Annotated in this window: 16 protein-coding genes; 4 read left to right on the top strand and 12 right to left on the bottom strand. The window is 38.2% G+C overall.

The features are described 5' to 3' along the window. The first annotated feature begins 20 nt into the window (after window positions 1-20). Window positions 21-362: a ferredoxin FdxA gene (gene fdxA, locus ACFIKO_RS05920; RefSeq protein WP_375620038.1), complete on the top strand. Its 342-nt coding sequence runs from the start codon at window positions 21-23 to the stop codon at window positions 360-362. 304 nt (window positions 363-666) lie between these two features. After that, window positions 667-1,251 carry a CarD family transcriptional regulator gene (locus tag ACFIKO_RS05915; RefSeq protein ID WP_273787664.1) on the top strand — a complete coding sequence of 195 codons (585 nt, stop codon included), beginning with the start codon at window positions 667-669 and terminating at the stop codon, window positions 1,249-1,251. Window positions 1,252-2,530: 1,279 nt separating this feature from the next. On the opposite strand, the gene ACFIKO_RS05910 is transcribed toward ACFIKO_RS05915, so the two are convergent. Further along, on the bottom strand, window positions 2,531-2,659 hold the full coding sequence (locus tag ACFIKO_RS05910; protein ID WP_375620053.1) for a hypothetical protein: 129 nt from the start codon (window positions 2,657-2,659) through the stop codon (window positions 2,531-2,533). 268 nt (window positions 2,660-2,927) lie between these two features. Continuing rightward, on the bottom strand, window positions 2,928-3,107 hold the full coding sequence (gene rpmF, locus ACFIKO_RS05905; protein ID WP_005774555.1) for a 50S ribosomal protein L32: 180 nt from the start codon (window positions 3,105-3,107) through the stop codon (window positions 2,928-2,930). A 373-nt stretch (window positions 3,108-3,480) separates the two neighbouring features. Here rpmF and ACFIKO_RS05900 point away from each other — a divergent pair, with 373 nt between their 5' ends. Next, window positions 3,481-4,383, top strand: a complete 903-nt coding sequence (locus ACFIKO_RS05900; RefSeq protein WP_375673508.1) for a polyprenyl synthetase family protein — start codon at window positions 3,481-3,483, stop codon at window positions 4,381-4,383. 1,899 nt (window positions 4,384-6,282) lie between these two features. Here ACFIKO_RS05900 and ACFIKO_RS05895 read toward each other — a convergent pair. From ACFIKO_RS05895 to ispG, 3 genes are all read right to left on the bottom strand, one after another. Further along, window positions 6,283-6,660 (bottom strand): hypothetical protein, encoded by a 378-nt coding sequence (locus tag ACFIKO_RS05895; protein WP_375673507.1) that lies wholly within the window; start codon window positions 6,658-6,660, stop codon window positions 6,283-6,285. Between the two features lie 775 nt (window positions 6,661-7,435). Continuing rightward, window positions 7,436-8,587, bottom strand: coding sequence for an MFS transporter (locus tag ACFIKO_RS05890; RefSeq protein WP_375620035.1), 1,152 nt, complete (start codon window positions 8,585-8,587; stop codon window positions 7,436-7,438). Between the two features lie 491 nt (window positions 8,588-9,078). Then, a complete protein-coding gene (ispG, locus tag ACFIKO_RS05885; RefSeq protein ID WP_375620034.1) occupies window positions 9,079-10,320 on the bottom strand; it encodes a flavodoxin-dependent (E)-4-hydroxy-3-methylbut-2-enyl-diphosphate synthase in 1,242 nt (413 codons plus the stop codon). A gap of 869 nt (window positions 10,321-11,189) precedes the next feature. On the opposite strand from ispG, the gene ACFIKO_RS05880 reads away from it, so the two are divergent. Beyond that, window positions 11,190-11,474: a hypothetical protein gene (locus ACFIKO_RS05880; RefSeq protein WP_375620033.1), complete on the top strand. Its 285-nt coding sequence runs from the start codon at window positions 11,190-11,192 to the stop codon at window positions 11,472-11,474. 476 nt (window positions 11,475-11,950) lie between these two features. On the opposite strand, the gene ACFIKO_RS05875 is transcribed toward ACFIKO_RS05880, so the two are convergent. From ACFIKO_RS05875 to atpH, 7 genes are all read right to left on the bottom strand, one after another. Next, window positions 11,951-12,958 (bottom strand): HlyD family secretion protein, encoded by a 1,008-nt coding sequence (locus tag ACFIKO_RS05875; protein WP_375673506.1) that lies wholly within the window; start codon window positions 12,956-12,958, stop codon window positions 11,951-11,953. Window positions 12,959-12,987: 29 nt separating this feature from the next. Next, a complete protein-coding gene (locus tag ACFIKO_RS05870) occupies window positions 12,988-14,616 on the bottom strand; it encodes an MFS transporter (protein ID WP_375620031.1) in 1,629 nt (542 codons plus the stop codon). Window positions 14,617-14,640: 24 nt separating this feature from the next. After that, complete coding sequence (gene atpC, locus ACFIKO_RS05865) at window positions 14,641-15,057, bottom strand: ATP synthase F1 subunit epsilon (RefSeq protein ID WP_015856985.1); 417 nt, start codon at window positions 15,055-15,057, stop codon at window positions 14,641-14,643. 108 nt (window positions 15,058-15,165) lie between these two features. Beyond that, entirely contained in the window at window positions 15,166-16,809 is a 1,644-nt protein-coding gene (gene atpD, locus ACFIKO_RS05860; RefSeq protein ID WP_375620030.1) for a F0F1 ATP synthase subunit beta, read from the bottom strand. Between the two features lie 19 nt (window positions 16,810-16,828). Further along, window positions 16,829-17,740: a F0F1 ATP synthase subunit gamma gene (locus ACFIKO_RS05855; protein ID WP_375620029.1), complete on the bottom strand. Its 912-nt coding sequence runs from the start codon at window positions 17,738-17,740 to the stop codon at window positions 16,829-16,831. A 20-nt stretch (window positions 17,741-17,760) separates the two neighbouring features. Beyond that, window positions 17,761-19,296: a F0F1 ATP synthase subunit alpha gene (gene atpA / locus ACFIKO_RS05850; RefSeq protein ID WP_026500438.1), complete on the bottom strand. Its 1,536-nt coding sequence runs from the start codon at window positions 19,294-19,296 to the stop codon at window positions 17,761-17,763. After that, a complete protein-coding gene (gene atpH / locus ACFIKO_RS05845) occupies window positions 19,296-19,880 on the bottom strand; it encodes an ATP synthase F1 subunit delta (protein ID WP_375620028.1) in 585 nt (194 codons plus the stop codon). The genes atpA and atpH overlap by 1 nt, the downstream gene beginning before the upstream one ends. Window positions 19,881-21,100: the final 1,220 nt, after the last annotated feature.

Here is a 21,100-nt window from a genome sequence, read left to right as displayed (position 1 = left end):
GTAACAAATGGAGTTTGATCTTGACCCACGTAGTAACCGACAACTGCATTCACTGCAAATATACGGATTGCGTTGAAGTCTGCCCTGTTGATTGTTTTTATGAAGGGGAAAACATGCTTGTTATTCACCCCGACGAATGTATCGATTGTGGTGTTTGTGTGCCAGAATGCCCAGCAGAAGCGATTTTACCTGATACAGAACCAGGATTAGAAAAGTGGTTAGAACTTAATCTTCATTATGCAAACAAATGGCCTAATCTAACCACCCAAAAAAATCCTCTTCCTCAAGCAAAAGAAATGGATGGCGTTCCAAATAAATTAGAAAAGTATTTTTCAGAAAATCCAGGAAGCGGCAAAGAGTAATGATACAGTGTACACCCTCCTCCTTCAACAATTGAAAGACTTCTCTTGTAAAAATAAAAAAATCCTTAAGCGAAATGATTGATTCTTTGAAAGTTTGATGTTAGTGTTATTTTAACATGATCATCTTTCTAAGTATTTTTCTTTGCTTTTTATAGTAAAGCGACGTATTTTTTTTGGATTTAAAAGTACTCGGCTTTTATGCTCACTTAATTGGTACAATATACTTGGTTAAAGAAAACTCAACCCTCAGGTTTATAACCTGTTTTCCGATACATTTGTTGATCATAAGGGAGTAAACTAAAATATGGCATCCCAACATGGAACGTCTTCCAAGACCAAAGAATTTGCAACCTCTGAATATATCGTCTACCCTACGCATGGAGTAGGGCAGATTATAGCGATTGAAGATCAAGAAGTTGCAGGACATAAATTAAAACTTTTTGTCATTCATTTCGCGAAAGATAAGATGGATGTCAAAGTTCCCATTGCAAAAGCCCTTTCCGTTGGAATGCGTAAATTATCTGCTAGTGATTCTGTCGAACGCGCCTTAAAAGTTTTACGTGGAAAAGCACGCGTTAAACGAACCATGTGGTCACGTCGTGCACAAGAATATGATGCTAAAATCAACTCAGGAGATCTTATTTGTATCGCCGAAGTGGTACGTGATCTTTTCCGCTCTAATTTACAGCCTGAACAATCTTACTCTGAGCGCCAACTTTATACAGCTGCTCTTGAAAGAATGGCCCGCGAAATTGCGGTTATTAATAGTCTTTCTGAAACAGAAGCTATTAATCTCATAGAGATGCATCTCTCCAACAAGCCAAAACGCGAATTTAAAACTGAGAGAGAAGAAACAGATGAAAACAGTAAAGCTGTCTACGCTGCGTAACACACTCTTTCATCATAATGATGATATTTTGATAAAACCAGCTTTTCGCTGGTTTTATTTTTTTAACATCCTCTCTGCCCTTAAGGACGAAGTTTCTTAACCAGCGCCAACCTATAAACAATCTAACTTTTCGACAAATTCCTCCTCCTCATTTTCTTGCTTGATAGATAACAAATTGATTAATCATCATAATCTAGAATTATTCATATTAAATTAGAATCTTGAATATCGTAAGATTTCTCATTTCAAATTTTTTTCATGCTGAATCAATCAAAATCTCTTGCTTTTCAGTCACAAGCGAGGCTGATCTGTGGATAAAAACTGTACAAAAAGAGCTAGTAGAACTGTCCAAGCACCAAAGGATATACCAACATTGGAATCTAGCAAAATGTGTAAGGGGCTGCGGACTTGCTTTTTCATTAAGCGTAAAGACCATAGTGCCGTTTACACACTGCACCGAGACTTTACCATTTACCCTTCTACAAAACCATTATAACATTCAAAAACGCTGTCATAAAATGGATGCAACAAATATTGAAAAATATTCCTTTTAAAAAAACGCGTGACGGTACAACATAAACATATTTTGTCTTGGGCGCTCTATTTTGCATGAGAAGCATTCCCCATTAAAGAACACGATAAAGAAAAGCATAAACTAAAACATCATCTCCATTCTGTAAAAGGCATTCCAAATACTTTTGAAAGTATTCATTATAGACATTTTGTCCTTTCTTATAGAATGTTCATCCACATGCCAGCCCCACTTGTGACCGAAAAGCAAGTGATTGCCATTGATTCAACATGCAAGAAATTTGAAATGAGAAAATCCTACGATAGACCTTTCATTCAAGGCACAAAACAACGAATGAACTTTATAAATCAATGTGATGTAAATCTCTATTTTTATGGAGAATCACATGTCACAATATAAGCCTATAGACAAACCATTGCCTTAAATATTCTCATAAAAAACACCAGTATGCTTAAAACCTTATATGGGTTAACCACCTTAAACGACGATATTTACGGTCTAATAGGATTTCCTTCTAGAGTGAGTAAAATAAGTGCGATACAAAATAACTCCATTACTGACCTAACTTATATCAATACCCCAGCTCTTAACGAAATCATCATAAAAGACACTGACACAAGCAATCCTTTATAGCCTCTCAAAAAAACAAAAAAATCATCTCCCACAATAGAATCATTTTTCTATGGCAAAGCCTTATCCCACACATGTTCTCAAGAAAAAGCGAAAAACGCATCTTACCCAATGCATTCACTCATGAATCAAAGGAAGCTTACCACTGGAAAAAAGATAAAACGCTAAAGTTTTAACCACTAAAACGGAACGCCCGCGATACATTCCCGTTTTCAAATCAATGTGATGAGGGCGACGCAAGGACACCTCAACATCCATCTTAAAGCGAAAATGCACGCCCCAAACGTGCATTCACTCATGAATCAAAAGAAGTTTACTACTGGAAAAGAGATAAAACGCTAAAGTTTTAACCACTAAAACGGAACGCCCGCGATACATTCCCGTTTTCAAATCAATGTGATAAGGGGCGACGCAAGGACACCTCAATATCTATCTTAAAGCGAAAATGCACGCCCCAAGCGTGCATTCACTCATGAATCAAAAGAAGCTTACTACTGGAAAAAAGATAAAACGCTCAGTCTTTAACCACTAAAACGGAACGCCCGCGATACATTCCCGTTTTCAAATCAATGTGATGAGGACGGCGTAATTCACCAGAATTTTTATCTTCGATATAAGTCGGCGCCTTCAGAGCATCAGCCGAACGGCGCATGCCCCTCTTCGCTGGAGAGGTTTTTCGTTTAGGTACAGCCATAAAAAGACACTCCAAATCCACTAAAACAGAAAAAGCAATGTCAAAAATGACAATGCTTCATTTAAAAACACCATAAAATTTGAGGATGTTATACACTGATAAAAAAGAAGAGGCAATGTCAAAATGAACAAATGAATATCAAAAACACCACAAAATTTGAAAATTTTATACACCAATGAAAGCATTCTCATAAGACCTTCATTCAATTTTTATTTGGCTTAAAAAGGGATTTGCACATACAATAGAGATACGGATAAAAAGAGAAATTGATTTTTAATAAAAAGCGACGCCAATTTATGAAAACAAGAAAAAGCAACAACATTTCTCTTTAAAACTTCATAATTTCATTTTTGTAAAAACAAAGGAAGCAAGAATGCACGAATTTACCACCCTTCTTGCAAAACACGGACACACCGTTGAAAAACGGCTTGATACCCTGTTAAGTGATCAAATCGAAAATGGTGAAATTTCACGCCCTAAAAAATTAATCAATGCCATGCGCTATGGTGTGCTGAACGGTGGAAAACGCCTACGTCCTTTTCTTGTGATTCAAAGTGCTGCACTTTTTGATATTCCTGTAGAACATTCTCTTGATGTTGCATGTGCCTTAGAATGTATCCATTGTTATTCGCTCATTCATGATGATCTTCCCGCTATGGATAACGATATACTCCGGCGTGGAAAACCCACCGTCCATATAGCATTTGACGAAGCAACAGCAATTCTAGCAGGCAATGCCCTCTTAACATTTGCCTTTGAAATCATTGCCCATAAAGCCAGTACTCTATCTACAGACATTAGAATCAAACTGATCACGTCTCTTGCACAATCGGCAGGACTTGGGGGTATGTTAGGTGGACAAATGCTGGACCTTGAAGCTGAAAAAAGACCGCAAGAAAGTACTGACATCATCACTCTACAACACATGAAAACAGCAGCCCTGATAAGCTTTGCTTGCCAAGCAGGCGCCATCATTGGCAATGCATCTAAAGAATTAACCGAAAAACTTACTAATTTTGGTACCTATCTTGGTTTAGCCTTTCAATTAACCGATGACCTTCTTGATGTCACCGCCAACACGCAAACCTTAGGAAAAACTGCTGGGAAAGATGAAACGGCACAAAAAGCAACTTTTGTTCATCTTTATGGCATTGAAGAAACCCAAAAAAAGCGAGATACACTCATCAATAAAGCAGAAGCATTCTTACATCCTTTTGGCGCTAAGGCACTCCCCCTCCAACAAGCAGCACACTTTAGTGCAATACGCAAAAATTAAACTTCATCCGCTCTTTTGCACATAGTGTACACCATCATCTTTGTTGAATGCATAATAAATCTTTCAAAGAAACGTTACCATTAATCTCCATTATAGTCCTTCTCATGAAATGAGATGCGACAAATATTGAGAGGAATTTCATTAAAAAAAACGCGTGAATTTATAACACAAGTGCATTCCAGGTATCCTATTTTGCATGAAAAATACCTTCCATTAAAGAATGAACGAAAAAAAATGTGAAACAATGCGCAATCACCATACTTTAAAAGATATTACCGTGAATGCTTTAAAGCCGAATAAAAACGACCGGAAAAAAGAAAACTCGTTTTCTCTTTCATGTCTTTAATCTTCTAACGATAAGGCAAAAAATAAACAGGATAAGTATCAAACAAGGCATTTTATAAACCTGTAAAAAACAATAAAATAAGTACAGTGCCCTAAGTAAATGCCCTCAGTAGAGAATCATAATTTTTATGCCTTTCCACGCTATCTTGTTATAGAAGATCAAATATGGTTACATTCTGTAAATTCACTCGTATATTGCTTTCTCTCTAAAAACACTTTTACAAAAATGCTCGTTGTTTAGTTCAGGCATCATTTTTTTGAAGCCCGTATTTAAAATATCAGAAAAAATGAACACAATGGCTATTTTGATTTTTATGCCACCCTCAAAGAACAAAGTTTTTTAACCCAATCTGCTCTGTAAACAGTCTAGATTCTTAACCGAGTAAGTTCCTCTAGCTTTCCACGCATGCGATTCACTTAAACTAAAGACTCGATAAACAAGACTTAAGAATATTTACCATGCAATTTTTAAAATACTTAATGTGTCAAACAGGCGACCTTCACCACCCCTCAAATGACAGTGTGTTACGGCATAATAGGATAAATAAAGTCATCAATTTCAATAGAACGAAAGACCAAAGCAGTATTATTACTGATCTCTCTTTTCTTCGCAAGAAAGCTACAAATAATTTATTTATAATGATAATTCAACGTTATTCAACTTGAATAAGAACCCTGAACACCGCAAAATTTTTTCATTTCAAATCTGTATATGTTGAATCAATCAAAACCATTGGCTTGCGTCACAAGCTGGACTTGGAGTGTGGATAAAAAACACCAAAGAAAGAGCTAAAAAACACCTCTTATGAATCGTCTCAAGAGCCAAGAGCTGTAGCAACATTGGGGGACAGCAAAGTGAATGATAGTGTCGGCGCGCTCCTTCAAAAGTAGAAACATTTTTACAAAACTATGGAATAATTTCAATTTAATAATAATCACGATCACTGTAGAACTTTAATTCGTCACGCTCTTTATCTCGTTTATTCAATTCATCACATAAAAAGAGAATTGATAAGATTAAACAGAGAATGATCATTGCAACAGAAAGATAAAAAAGATCTTATTATTATATGTAATAGCGCAATTTAATTGATGATAAGTACTTTTTTCAAACTAAGTTTAAATTTCCTCCTTTAAGTGAAATTTTCTTATTAAGATGAAAAGCATCATTGTAAATGAACCTATGCCTGTTGCCAAAGCTGGAAAATATGTCCACCTTTTGAAGCCATAATGAACAAATATGCAACATGGATAAGAAAATGCTGCGATTATTAAGACTATTATAGCCATTTAATATCCTTCGAGAAAGTTTTACCCATTACCCATTAAATGTCATTTGTAAATTCTTCTTGGTTTCATCATGTCATATATCGTATTGAGCTCTATACAAAAACGCGCTATTTGTTTAGTGTTTTCATTATGACCAGCTCTCATACTAGACATAAAGTCAATAACTTGTGTTATTAGGCTAATACCATTTCCGCTTGAAGAATTAAGAAATTTTTTCGCATAATCAATCATGGGGTCGGTAGAATTCATAGACATATTATAAGCCTAGATAAAATCGCTTTCTCTCCAATTATAGTCATAACGCAAACTGCTTATGACATTGGGTAGCATTGCCCATGACATCTCCTCATTGTAATCACCACGTAATAAATTAACAAAGCGTCCACATAAAACAATAAGTATGTGACGATGCCATATAATATCAAATTTGGGCGCTATATTCTGATAACCACGGCTATAGACGAAATTTCTTGCTTGTTCTTGCTTTTGAAAATGTTCAAAATCCTCGTATTTTTCACTGATGTATTCTTCGTAAAGTTTATTGTACTGCTCTAGACTATCTACGCGCGTACATCCCAACAACACAGATACAGAAAAAAGAGTTGTAAATGTTACAATATGCGTTATGGATAACGATTCCATCACTTTACCTTTTAATAACCATAATTTGTACGGCTTAACAAATTCCTATCAAATATATCAAATATGGGTTGGTTTCTTATGGCTTATTTATAGCAAATTGTACTCAACAATATTTCTGTACTTGGTTTTATTCCTTCTCAAAGAGGAGGATGTCATTCAAAGTTTCCATAGATAAGTTTATTATCTGGATCAGAAATTCTATGACATCAGAAAATACAGAGCTAACGCCACAACCAAAGAGAAAATACTCAAAATGAGAATGAACAACGTAAAAAATTATCTCAACAAGATGATTGATATTTTAAAGAAAACAGCAATAAAACGCGTTAAATATATCAATAATAAAATCAGTCATGAGGAAAGCCTATTTAAACAGGCTATAAATTGTCCGACTGCTTAAATTAGCTCTAATGAGATAAAGTGTTACCAGCCAGTAACCAATGAAAATGGGAAAACTGCTCCATCACCATTCCTTAATAAGCATATAATCCGGTACAATCATTTTCTTTATCAGCATCCAATCTTGTCAGCAACTCTTGGTGCAATATTCATGAGAAGCATTTTTATTTCCTTTTTAACGATTGTGATGCCACGCCCACTTATAACGTATAAGCAGATGACTTTGATTGCTTCAACATACATAGATTTGAAGTGAGAGTAACTGACACTATTCAGCTTTCTCATTCAACATGCAAAAACAACGATGCGCCTTAATAAATAAAAGCCTTGATCCACTATAAACCCCATGAAACACACGTGAAATACGTTACTATTTTCACTGAGATTTCTTTAGGGCTCCTTCTAAAAAAAACATTGCCAACAGATAAACCAATAAATAGATACCAAAAACATAAACGAGTGAGAAAAAGCCAAATATATCGACCATATACGCACTCATGTAAAAAAATACCAATAAGCTAAATCTCCCAACAGTTGACAAGAAAGATTCATATGTAGCCCTGAAATGATCACTAATGCTATCGTGCAAAACAACTTCTACACGCAGATATGTATACTTAATTAAGTAAAAAATCATACAGACTAAAATAACAGCAATTTCTTTTTTCGGCTCAAAGAAAACCACTGTAAAAATCAGTGAAACCAAAAGAAACAGCAATAAAATAAAATTCACTCTTTCACTTAGTTTTGTAAAGAGAAAACTAGCCAAGAGCTGAGAGAGCAATATCAGTGAAAATGTCACACCAAGATCAAAATAAGTGACATTAATATTATGATCTTTAAATATCCACTGCCAATACTGCGAGAATATATTGAAAAAGATCAGTGAAAAATAAAAGCATAAAGAGATATAAGGAACTTTAATAAAAATAGACAACATCTCTTTAGCATCATAAATGAGAGAATTCGCTTTATTTGGTTTTTTCTCTCCCTTCAGGTCATCAAGAAAAAACAAACCAAATAGTGTTGTCATCAACATTAAAAACGCCGCGATATACCATATATATTGGCTAGAATAATCAGCAAAATATGCGCCAATTAAACTGAATATAAACATGCCGATGTAATTATATTGAGAGCTCGCTCCCAGCACTTTTTTAGTCGATGTCAATTTTTCTTTTGCATATTGAACAAGTAAAGCATTATAGGCGCCAGCAATCAATGTCAGCGATAAGGCATTAAAAGATTCTGCCAAAAGAAATCCATAAAAGCTTGTAGAAAATCCCATGAGACATAGCCATGTAGCAGCAAAAGCCGCTGCCAAAACGATCGATATTTTATAACTTTTTCTATCGGCAAAATATCCCAGAGGAATATCGGTCACCATCATAATAAAAGCCTGAAATGACTTAATAATCCCAATATCAATAAGAGTTAGCCCTTTTTCAAGCATATAAAATACAATAAAGGCACCTGTTAAAATTCTTATACCGTTAAATAAAAATCCAAATGCTAATATACTGGTCATGCATTCCCCCAATAACGCCCCAAAAGACACCCGTATACATCATTTTATATCAACATAAAAGCTTACATTTTACGACAAATAGGGCAATAACCGCTATAAGGATCTTCGATCCTATCAATTTTATAGCTGGAAAATGCCGAAACAATACCGAAACAATGAATGAATAATGTTTTTTCTATAATTTGACATTTGAAAAATCCGTTATTACTACCTCAAGAGCAGTCAAAGAACCAGCAACAACATTTACGGATCTATCAAAGTATTCATATAGTTTTGCTTAATAGTCTTAACAAACTCATTAACATCCTTCATATGATTCTGATTCACACATGCATAACATCTGGTTTTACCTAGAATAATAAAGCCGCCCAATAACAATATTGACCGTAGCTAAAGCAACATATAACAGCATCCTCTTCACATTGAAGACAGCTTGTTTTTAAAAAACAACATCACCACCTTTTTTACTCCAACCTTATGCGACTTTTACCTCAACCTTGCCCAAAGCGTGTATGAATATAATCACTCAAAAGCGCTTCAAATTCTTCAGCAATGTGATCACCCCGCAAAGTTTTTACCTTTTGTCCCTCAATAAAAACAGGTGCCGCAGGACTTTCCCCCACTCCAGGCAAAGAGATTCCAATATCCGCATGTTTTGACTCCCCCGGTCCATTGACGATACACCCCATCACAGCAACTTTCAAACTTTCAACGCCAGGGTATTTTTCACGCCAAACAGGCATATTTTTGTATAAATCTGCTTCAATTTTTTGCGCCAATTGTTGAAAGACCGTTGAAGTTGTGCGCCCACAACCAGGACAAGCCGCAACCACGGGCAAAAATTGCCGAAAACCCATCACTTGCAAAAGTTCTTGCCCCACCTTTACTTCTCGTGTCCGATCACCACCAGGTTTTGGTGTTAAGGAAATTCTTATCGTATCGCCAATCCCTTGCTGTAATAAAATGCCCAAAGCCACCGAAGAAGCAACAACGCCCTTTGTTCCCATCCCAGCTTCCGTTAATCCCAAATGAAGAGCATAATCACAACGCGCCGCCAAGGTGGTATAAACAGCAATAAGATCTTGAACATCACTCACTTTAGCAGAAAGAATAATTTTATCACGTCCCAATCCCATCTCTTCAGCCCAAAGAGCCGATTGCAGAGCAGACTGCACAACAGTTTCCCGCATCACTTCAGCAACCGATAAAGGATTTTCTTGCTGTGCATTTTCATCCATAAGCCGTGTTAATAATGCATTATCAAGAGAGCCCCAATTCACGCCAATGCGAATAGGTTTATGATACCGACAAGCAATCTCTATAATTTCTGCAAATTGACGATCTTTTTTTGCGCCAAAACCAACATTTCCAGGATTGATGCGATATTTTGCAAGCGCCTCAGCACACGCAGGATGCTCAGATAAAAGCTTATGACCAATATAATGAAAATCCCCAACCAATGGTACAAAAAATCCTAACCTCTCCAATCGCTCCCGTATTTTTGGTACAGCTGCCGCCGCTTCATCGCGATCAACAGTAATTCGAACCAATTGTGAACCAGCTTGCCAAAGAGCAGCCACTTGAGCAACAGTTGCATCAACATCAGCTGTATCCGTATTGGTCATTGACTGTACAACTATCGGGCTCTGCCCCCCAACGATCACATCACCAACAGCAACACCAATAGACCGACGACGCTCAAGTGGTTTAGATAAAAAATAGGTCGTACTCATCAAGTCCTCAAATTTTTAAAACCTGCGCTATCAATCATCATTTACATTGACTTCCTCCGCGCTTCAAAGGACGAAAATTACACCGCCCCCCAATCTTAACCGATTGCTCTCAAAAGGCTCCACCTACTAACCACTGACGCAATTCAACTCATAGGTGCGATTCATCCTATAGACGCACCGGATAAGTTCTACTACTTCTGTTCAAGTTTATACTTCTACACTTGGTTGATTCAAAAAGAAACCGAAACCAAACAGAGACAATACTGTATTTTTAAGTTGTATGCCTATCACTTAACATCCACGTCATCGCAAAACAGTGTTTTACAACGCAACAGATAACGGCGATCAAAGCACAATTTTTAAAAATGCATGAAAAACACCATCCAATTAATCCAACATACTGATTTATAATAATCTATTTTTTACAGATTTGAACGGCAACCCCAAATATCGTAAGATTTTCTCATTTTAAATCTTCTTAATTGAATCAATCAATACCACTCCCTAAAGCCACAAGAGAACACGTAGATAAAAACTTCTTATAAACTATTTCAAGTGCCAAAAGCTATCCCAACACTTTAAACAAACAAAACAATGAAGACACCGGCTTACATCTTTATGAAATAAAGATGATTGAATGAATCTTACACCATTTTGTAAAAATTTTTACCTTACATCCTTAACAAACACCATCATGAAATGAACTCGAACACATTAAAAAATGCCTCATTAAAACCAAACTCTTAATTCTCATCTCACCCACGCGCAGCATTATCAATGCAACCTTTCAATTTTCAAGCCGTTATAGCAAAACCCCAAACACAATTCCAACTGCCACGCAACAATTTAACACATGAAGGAGTCAATAAATGTGTCTATTTTCACCCAACGCCAAAAATGCTAAAATTAAAAAACGTATAGCACAATTAAAAAGAGAGCTGGTCCCCGTAAATCATTGGAGTTCTCAAAATGATAACTTTGAAAACATTTCTGAGCTGTTTAACACATGGAAACAAAAAGTCCGTCACGCGCTTTATCACCTCAACGAACATGCTACAGAATTAAAGAAAAAAGCAAAAGAAAATCCTAAAAAAACCCTCGCACTAGCAGCGGGAGTCGTTTTAGTAAGCTTCTTGCTGATCCGTAAAAATTAATAACACACCCAACAACCTTCCCTTTTAATGCCCGATTCAAAGCGGGCATTTTTTATGGTTTACAAAATATAAACTTTACGTCTTTCCCCCTAACTTTACATTTTTCTTCAAAAGATAAGTTTTCCATCCATCTCGCCAGTCTATTATCCAATTTTTTATCTGGCAATCCCCTACCCCTGTCCTCAAAACATGCGGTGGCACCACTTCTCAAAGGGCAGTGTTGTGAGAAACTATAAGAAAAGTTTTCAACATTGCATCTATCCCCCCTACTGAGTTATTTCAAAAGAAATGGAAGTGAGTAAAGATGCATGCGCTTTAATATTCTAAGAAACATTATTTTACATCATGATATAGGAGTATAAGAAGCTTAAGAGCTTTAAAAGATGTATCATAACAAACCAAACGAAATCTTCCAACGTGAAGAGCCATTTACTATAAGTAAATGGCACAAGAATTAAACTGAAAAAACCCAAAATTTATCCTCCAGAATCGACCCGCTGCGAAGTATCCACATACGTAACCACAGACATCCCAGGAATGAGCTTTTCAATCCCCTCCTGCCCAGGATCTAAAGAAATCCGTACTGAAATACGTTGCGCAATTTTAATAAAATTACCAATTGTCGTATCTGTTTTTAACAATGAAAACTCTGAACCTGTCGCTGGAGCAAAACGAACCACACGCCCCGTTAACTTTTTGTTGTTCAATGCATCAACAGAAAAAACAACCGGCTGTCCCACACGCATCTGAGAAAGTTGCGTTTCCTTATAATTAGCAATAATCCAAATATCATCAGAAATAACAGAGACCAATTGCGTACCCGGCATAACATATTGCCCTACCCTAGCGCCAACCAATCCAATATAGCCTGTTCTAGGAGATAAAATCTTTGTATGATCGAGATTAAGTTTTGCCAATTCAACACTCACCTTTGCTCCCGAAACTTCTGACTGTAAACTTTGTTTTTCAAGATTTAATTGTTTTTGCAATTGTCGTTTTGTTTCTAGAGCTGCTAAGAGTTGTGAAAGAGGGCGAGAAACAGAAATTGCCGCATCACCAAAGCCTAACTTTTTACTATCAGGAACAACATTAGAGAATGCTCGTGAACGCGCTAATTCTGCTTCTGCAGCATTAACTTCTCCCTGTAAAATCTGAGCTTGCAATTCAATACTTGCCAGTTTTGCATTTTTTGAATCGAGAACAGCCTGTGCTCGTGCAAGCTGCTGACGAAAAAGAGAATCATCAAGCTCAAAGAGCAGCATTCCTTTTTCAACACGTTGATAATCTTGCACATAAATCCGTGCAATCACCCCAGAGATCTGTGAACTAACCAGAGTAACATTGCCCTTAATGGAAGCATTATCCGTTATTTGAATGTTATTTACAAAAGGAGGAAGTCTCCAAGCCCACAAAATTAGCAAAATACCCGTAATACCTGACAGGAATGCAACAATCGTAGCTTTTGACCGTAATGCTTTTATCATTTTTTGCACCCCTCTTCTATAATATCACTCTACTTTTCTAACGCCCGCAAAGAGCATGACTTAACAACCATTGTGACAAGAAAGATAATGAATACAACCATTGAAATATAAAAATAAAGCCGAAAAACGTCATCATAAGCAAAAATATTTGCTGTTAACTTAAATTTTTCTATCAACATAGAAGTACCCTGTTCACTCCCCAAGCCATGGGGAACAGAAGCACCATAAGAAGGTGAAAACAAAGTATTCATCTCACCAGAAATAAGCGGATCAGTCACAACAATATTTTGTGTTAAGGACTCAAAGTTTTTATGGGCAAAATAAAACTGTAGGCTGCCAAAAAAAGCTGATCCCATCAATCCCCCTGTCACTTGCGTTAGCAAAAAAATCGCAATAAAACTCAAAACATAACGCGGTCCTCGCTCACCAGCAATCACAAACCCTTTGAAAAGAGCAGGAGGCAAAAAAAGTGCATAACTAAAACTCACCAACCCTTGGCTCAACATCATATCTTTCGGACGCGTTAAATAGTTCACACGACTATCTAAATAAGCTCCCAGCGCCAAACAACCTAAAGATAACAAATAAAAATAATCTTCACGCCCCGCCCGTAAAAAAAAGACACAAACAGCTCCCCCTAACAGAATACCCAATGTCACCGCAAGATACATGGGTGCCATTTCACGATTAAGCAAACCAAAAAGATTAAAAAAACCTACAGGCAAATTTGACCGCTCCAACAAAAAAACATGAAAGATCAATAAAATAAAAACAGATTGAACCATTTCTTTACTGAAAATCCAACGTAAATCAATCAACGGTTTTTCTCTATTAAGCTCAATAATAATAGCAATAACCAATGAGAAAATAGCAAGTGCAAGCCCCCAACCAATCCATGGTGCTTCATACCACCAATACAATATGCCAACAGACATAATCACGGCATTTAATCCAAGACCAAGAGCAATCAAACCATAACTTATCCAATCTAACTTTTGAATAACCTTACTGCGGACAACAGGCGTTAGAGGCAAAGTATAGATACAAACCAAGCTGATGAGAACCAACCCCATTTCTAGAGCGGAAAGACTGGAAAAACCACCATTTTCCAGTAAATTAGGAGAAATCAAACGTGATAAAGGTGCCGCTAAAGCCGCATTCATATAATTCAAACTAAGACCAACAGTAAACTTCTTTGCTGGAGCAAAAGCCTCCATCATATAAAGTAGCGCAAGCGAAGCCAAAGGAGCAGCAGCAATCCCAGCAAAAAAGCGAATAATCAATGCAGAACGCAAATCCGTAACAAAGAGTTGTAACACGCAAACCAAAACGAAGCCAAGGATTGATAATTCAGCAAAAGCACGCAACCCAAATTGATAGCGGATTTTGATCAACATAATCGCTACACTCACATTTGGCGCCATATAGGCCGCTACCAACCATGTTGTCTCGGTCAAAGTTGCGTGAAAATCACCCGTAAGATGGACAATGTTAGACTGAACAATATTAGCCCCTAAACCATAAGCCCATTGCAAAATAAGAGAAGCAAAAATATAAACAAAACATTTTGGCAAAGGTCCTGCAAAAATACGACCAGGATGAGGAAAAGGTTTTCCACCCCTTTTAGCAAACACAACCGTACTCTTTTTTCCGCTCATGTCACCTTTTTCCTGTATACGCAGCTACGCTTCTATCAACACAGCACCATCAGCTGACAATTGCTGGAAAAAAGCCTCTATTTTATGATTATCCTCATCTCTTGTCCCCCCTTCTAATGTCGCTTGAACCTGCAAAATCCGCTGTTCCAATACATCAAAAGAAAGATGCTCTACAGCCACAACGTGCTCTACCAATAAAGAGCAGCCCGAAAAGGTAATATTTGCAACGCCTCCGCATACAGCAAATAATTTTTCACCCAAAGAGGTGCGAACACGCACACTACCCAACACAATGCTTGCCACCAATGGCGCATGATGCGCCATAACTGTCAAAGAACCTGAAGCTGAAGGAAGAACAACAGACACTACCTGCTCTGAAAACACAATTTTTTCAGGCGATACAAGCTCAAATAAAAAATGCTCTTCTCTATTGTTTTCCACAAAAGTCTCCACAATACCCGATATAAGGACTCTCTGTTTTCTTCAACGACTTGTCCTTTTTAACGAAAAATATTCATGACAGTTTTCTCTTGAACAAGAAGCTTCTTACTAAGACGCCTCTGCCATGAGACGCTTTCCTTTTTCAAGTGCTTCATCAATTGAACCAACCATATAAAAAGCAGCTTCTGGCAAATCATCATAATCGCCAGCACAAAGACCTTTAAAGCCTTTGATTGTCTCTTCTAAAGGAACGAGTTTCCCTGGTGAGCCAGTAAAGGCTTCCGCAACATGGAAAGGTTGCGAAAGGAAACGTTCAATTTTACGCGCCCGTCCTACCAGCAATTTGTCATCTTCAGAAAGTTCATCCATTCCAAGAATAGCTATAATATCCTGAAGCGCTCTATAACGTTGTAAAATGGTTTGTACTTGACAAGCAACAGTGTAATGCTCTTCCCCTACAATCAATGGATCCAACATACGCGAGAAAGAGTCAAGTGGATCAACGGCCGGATAAATTCCTTTTTCCGCAATAGAGCGCGAAAGAACAGTTGTTGCATCCAAATGAGCAAAAGACGTTGCCGGCGCTGGATCCGTCAAATCATCAGCAGGAACATAAATTGCCTGAACGGAAGTAATAGAGCCTGTTTTTGTACTGGTAATACGTTCTTGCAAAGCCCCCATATCCGTTGCCAAAGTCGGCTGATACCCCACAGCAGAAGGGATACGCCCTAAAAGGGCTGACACTTCAGCACCAGCTTGCGTGAAACGGAAAATATTATCCACAAAGAAGAGAACATCTTGTCCTTCATCACGGAAACTTTCTGCAATTGTCAATCCTGAGAGAGCCACACGCGCACGCGCTCCTGGTGGTTCATTCATTTGCCCGTAAACAAGGGCACACTTTGACCCTTCCGTTGAACCATTATTCTCTTTTGGATTCACATTCACGCGGCTTTCGATCATTTCATAATAAAGATCATTTCCTTCCCGTGTACGTTCTCCCACACCAGCAAATACAGAATAGCCACCATGTGCCTTTGCAATATTGTTTATAAGCTCCATAATAAGAACGGTTTTTCCAACACCAGCACCACCAAACAAGCCAATTTTACCTCCTTTAGAATAAGGAGCTAACAAATCCACAACTTTAATACCGGTGACGAGAATTTCTGAAATGGTTGATTGCTCAACATATGCAGGTGCCTCTTGGTGAATAGAACGCGTTTTGGTTGCAGGAATTGGTCCCACATTATCCACCGGCTCTCCAATCACATTCATAATACGTCCCAATGTTGCTTCTCCTACAGGAACGCTAATTTGCGTGCCTGTATCCACAACCTTTTGGCCCCGCATCAAACCATCAGTTGTATCCATAGCAATCGTACGCACGGTATTTTCACCCAAATGCTGCGCAACTTCTAATACCAAGCGATTGCCTAAATTCTCTGTTTCCAAAGCGTTAAGAATATTTGGCAATTCACCTTCAAATTGCACATCAACGACAGCACCAATAACCTGCTTGATCTCACCAACAGCGCCTTTTGCACGCTCTTCTTTTTTTGCGGATGTATCTTTTTTTACAGGTGTATCTTTAGCTGCACTACGCGCAGACGCAGAGGAAGCCTTTACATCCGCTGAAGCCGTTACATCCACTTGAGACTTCGAAGCGGCTTTTTTGACGCCGGAACGAGCAGCTGGTTTCTTTTTTTCACCTTTTTCTGTTCCTTTGCTTGAGGTTACTGCTTTTACCATCAATCCTTACCTTTTCCATTTAAAGCGCTTCAGCGCCCGCAATAATTTCGATCAATTCTGTCGTAATCTGTGCCTGACGTTGACGATTATAAGCTACCGTCAATTTATTAATCATTTCACCTGCATTGCGCGATGCATTGTCCATAGCTGTCATCTTCGCACCCATCTCACCAGCAATATTTTCTAGTAAAGCCCGAAAAATTTGCACCGAAAGATTGCGTGGCACAAGCGCCTCTAAAAGAGAAGCCGCATCAGGTTCATACTCATAAACAATTGATTGTGAACCTTTGCTATGATCGGTTTGCTCCTCAACATCTATTGCCTCAACAGCTGCTTTTGGAGCAATCATCGGAATCAAGCCAAAAGCTGTTGGACGCTGATTAATCACAGAAATAAATTCAGAATAAAACAGCGTACAGACATCGAAAGCGCCTTCATTGAATAAATCAACAATCCGTTGACTAATCATCACCGCCTCTGCAAAACCAATGCGCTTTACAGCATGCAAATCGATATGATCAATTATCAAGCCTTTGTAATCACGCGATAAAATATCCGCACCTTTTTTGCCCACAGTAATAATTTTCACTATTTTACCAGCTGCCAACAATGCCTTAATCTGTTCACGTGCACGACGAGCGATTTGCACATTAAAAGCACCACACAAACCACGCTCAGCAGTACACACCACCAAGAGATGCACATCATCTCGCCCCGTACCACGCATAAGAGCAGGCGCATCAACACCATCTACATCAGCAGCAACACTGGTCAAAATATCAGCCATCCTCTTCGCATAAGGACGCGCAGACTGTGCTGCCTCTTGAGCACGATGCAACCTCGCCGCTGCAACCATCTGCATAGCTTTGGTGATCTTTTGTGTTGCTTTAACCGAAGCGATACGGTCTCTAAGATCTTTTAGTGAGGCCATTCAAGCATTCCATCAATTCATCACGAGAAATTTTTCGCATAAGTATTAAGAACAGTTATCAACTTATCTTTCAGCTCGTCTGTTATTTGCTTTTGCTCAGCAATTGCCTTTAAGAGATCTTGATAATCACTACGCAAAAGTACCAAAAGTCCCTGCTCAAACCGCGCAACATCAGAAACCGCCAAGGCATCAAGATAGCCATTCACACCTGCAAAAATAACCACAACTTGTTCTTCTGTTTTGAGTGGAGAAAATTGTGGCTGCTTCAACAGCTCTGTCAAGCGTGCACCCCGATTCAACAGCCGCTGGGTTGACGCATCCAAATCAGAACCAAACTGCGCAAAAGCTGCCATTTCACGATATTGCGCCAATTCACCTTTAATTGAGCCAGCAACTTGCTTCATTGCCTTAATTTGTGCGGCAGAACCAACACGCGACACAGAAAGACCAACATTTACAGCAGGACGAATTCCTTGATAAAATAAATTAGTCTCTAGAAAAATTTGCCCATCAGTAATCGAAATCACATTTGTAGGAATATAGGCAGAAACATCATTTGCTTGCGTTTCAATAACCGGCAAAGCTGTCAACGACCCAGATCCATTTTCCGCATTCAACTTCGCAGCCCGCTCTAAAAGACGCGAATGCAGATAGAAAACGTCTCCCGGATAAGCTTCACGACCTGGAGGGCGGCGCAATAAAAGAGACATTTGACGATACGCCACCGCTTGTTTTGACAAATCATCATAACCGATCAAAGCATGTTGTCCATTATCACGGAAATACTCACCCATAGCACATCCAGCAAGAGGTGCAATAAATTGCAGTGGTGCTGGATCAGAAGCGGTCGCTGCAACAATAATAGAATATTCCAACGCTCCACGTTCTTCTAAAACTTTAACGAATTGTGCCACCGTCGAACGTTTTTGACCGATAGCCACATAAATACAATAAACTTTGTCTTGCTCTCGTCCAGCCCCTTTTTCATGAAAAGGTTTTTGGTTTAAAAATGTATCGAGCAAAATTGCTGTTTTTCCTGTTTGGCGATCACCAATCACCAATTCACGCTGCCCCCGTCCAATAGGGATGAGTGCATCAATCGCTTTCAATCCGGTCGACATCGGTTCATGCACTGACTGACGCGGAATAATTCCAGGAGCCTTAACATCGACACGACGACGCTCTGTTGCTTTAATAGGACCCTTACCATCTATAGGGTTTCCCAACGCATCAACCACACGCCCGAGCAAAGCGGGCCCCACAGGAACATCGACGATAGCGCCTAACCGCTTTACACAATCACCTTCACGAATATCGCGATCTGAGCCAAAAATGACCACACCAACATTATCAACTTCCAAATTGAGGGCCATACCGCGCACACCGTTTGGAAAAGCAACCATTTCCCCTGCTTGGACATTATCCAAACCATAAACGCGAGCGATACCATCCCCTACAGAGAGAACCCAACCAATTTCTGAAACCTCAGCCTTTTGGTCAAAGTTTTTGATTTGCTCTTTTAGAATTTTTGAAATTTCAGATGGTCTAATATCCATCAGCTGACCTCTTTTTTCAATGCAAGCTTAAGCGAAGACAATTTTGTGAGAAGAGACGTATCAATTTGAGACGACCCCACACGAACGATTAATCCACCAAGAATTGTTGGATTCACAATGCTGTGTAGCAAAACTTTTCCTCCAACGACACCTTCCAAAGCCTCACACAACTCTTGTCTTTGTTGAGAACTTAAGGGGCGCGCTGAAACAATTTGCGCAGTAATCTGCCTACGAGCGCGTGCAACACAACGCTGGAAAGCGTGTAAAATACCAAATACGGCACTAAGCCTACGGTTTATTGCAACAACGCGTAAAAAATCACCAATAACCTGCCCTGCGTTTTTATCAGCAAATTTGATGTTTGCACAAACAGATTGCATCACCTTAATTTGCTCTTTAACTGAAAAGAATGGACTAAGCACAAAGCGTTTTAAATCTTTATTTTGCTCCAAAACAAGTAAAAGATCTTCCACTGCCTTTGCAACCTTTTCAACGTTTCCGGCTTCTTGAACGCAATCAAAAAGCGCTTGCGCATAGCGTTGATCTACCAACGGCAGCGGTATGAGAGAAAATGAATCCGACACGAAATACCGCCTCTTTCCCTTGAGCGATTCTCTGATAGTTATCAGATGAAATGAAACAGACATTCTCAATCTTAAGAATCTTCTTCTTAAAACCTAGAACAAAAATCACTTGATTTCTAGCATAGACATAGCCGACTCGCAACACCACAAATCGCTGCTTTTTAAAAATTTTAATAAAATATTCAAAATATTTTTGAAAAGAATTTTTTTTAGATATACAGGATGGCATCACAGTTTTTTTATGCCTCTTTTTAACATTCTCTGAGCGATTTTTTCACTCTCTTTGATTTTTCTTCAAATGCTCTTGCCACCATAAAAAACACTTTTTCTCTAAAAACACTCCCTTTATCACCACAAGACCTTTAATGAGATGCGAATGCGACTGAAAAAGTCTATTATTGCAAACTGATAAGAAAGAATTGATCTTTTTTCTTCAAATACCTACTCCTTTTAAAAAATTTCACCAAGTATATTTTTTTGTAAACACAATCTTTAAGCATACAATGCATTGATTTATAAGGATAATGTATCATTTTTCATACCAGATGAGCCCCAAACATCGAAAGATCTCTCTTTTCAAATCTTTCTATCAAAATCACTCCCTTGCTCCATCACAAACAAAAAAGGAAATGATTAAAGAAAAAAACACCTCGTATAAACGCTCTCAAGTACCAAAGGCTTTCGTAATACTAAAAGATGAGGAGCCTTAACGCGGTTTTTTCATTCATGAAAGCTTTTACATTCTACACTCGAGAAACATCGTAAAATGAATTCAAGCATGCTGAGAAATATTTGCTTAAACCAGCATATGAATACAGTAATACAATAGATATTCTGTAATATTCCGTTTTGGACATTCTGCTTACATGAAAAATGTGCCCCCATTAGAGAATGAAAGTAACAAAAGCATGAAACAATGGATAATCTCCATTTCACGACAGCACCCATGAATGCTATAATGGTAACCTCATCGAGCAGCCTCATCTTTACACTTATGAAAGAACAAGCTGGCACCATCATATACTTTACCATCTCCCAATTTTACGACAGCCCTTAACACTTGAGATGATTGGGTATTTTAGTCCGTTCTTGTATAGTTTCACTCGACACAGTCCCCCGTCTGTAACATGCAAACGAATGGTGTTAATTGATCAATATAAACAGATTTGAAATAAGAGAATCCTACAATAGTTGAGACTCTAATGTGAATAACGGCATAT

The sequence above is a fragment of the Bartonella sp. TS82HLJMH genome (assembly GCF_042193495.1).
In the GTDB taxonomy this organism is placed as follows: domain Bacteria; phylum Pseudomonadota; class Alphaproteobacteria; order Rhizobiales; family Rhizobiaceae; genus Bartonella; species Bartonella grahamii.
Note: the sequence above shows the minus strand (reverse complement) of the source record. Positions and strands in the feature narration are given on the sequence as shown.

Excerpts from the sequence above, each read along its gene's own strand:
- ACFIKO_RS05915 (WP_273787664.1), top strand. The coding sequence starts at position 667 with ATGGCATCCCAACATGGAACGTCTTCCAAGACCAAAGAATTTGCAACC.
- rpmF (WP_005774555.1), bottom strand. The coding sequence starts at position 3,107 with ATGGCTGTACCTAAACGAAAAACCTCTCCAGCGAAGAGGGGCATGCGC.
- ACFIKO_RS05900 (WP_375673508.1), top strand. The coding sequence starts at position 3,481 with ATGCACGAATTTACCACCCTTCTTGCAAAACACGGACACACCGTTGAA.
- ACFIKO_RS05895 (WP_375673507.1), bottom strand. The coding sequence starts at position 6,660 with ATGGAATCGTTATCCATAACGCATATTGTAACATTTACAACTCTTTTT.
- ACFIKO_RS05890 (WP_375620035.1), bottom strand. The coding sequence starts at position 8,587 with ATGACCAGTATATTAGCATTTGGATTTTTATTTAACGGTATAAGAATT.
- ispG (WP_375620034.1), bottom strand. The coding sequence starts at position 10,320 with ATGAGTACGACCTATTTTTTATCTAAACCACTTGAGCGTCGTCGGTCT.
- ACFIKO_RS05880 (WP_375620033.1), top strand. The coding sequence starts at position 11,190 with ATGTGTCTATTTTCACCCAACGCCAAAAATGCTAAAATTAAAAAACGT.
- ACFIKO_RS05875 (WP_375673506.1), bottom strand. The coding sequence starts at position 12,958 with ATGATAAAAGCATTACGGTCAAAAGCTACGATTGTTGCATTCCTGTCA.
- ACFIKO_RS05870 (WP_375620031.1), bottom strand. The coding sequence starts at position 14,616 with ATGAGCGGAAAAAAGAGTACGGTTGTGTTTGCTAAAAGGGGTGGAAAA.
- atpD (WP_375620030.1), bottom strand. The coding sequence starts at position 16,809 with ATGGTAAAAGCAGTAACCTCAAGCAAAGGAACAGAAAAAGGTGAAAAA.
- ACFIKO_RS05855 (WP_375620029.1), bottom strand. The coding sequence starts at position 17,740 with ATGGCCTCACTAAAAGATCTTAGAGACCGTATCGCTTCGGTTAAAGCA.
- atpA (WP_026500438.1), bottom strand. The coding sequence starts at position 19,296 with ATGGATATTAGACCATCTGAAATTTCAAAAATTCTAAAAGAGCAAATC.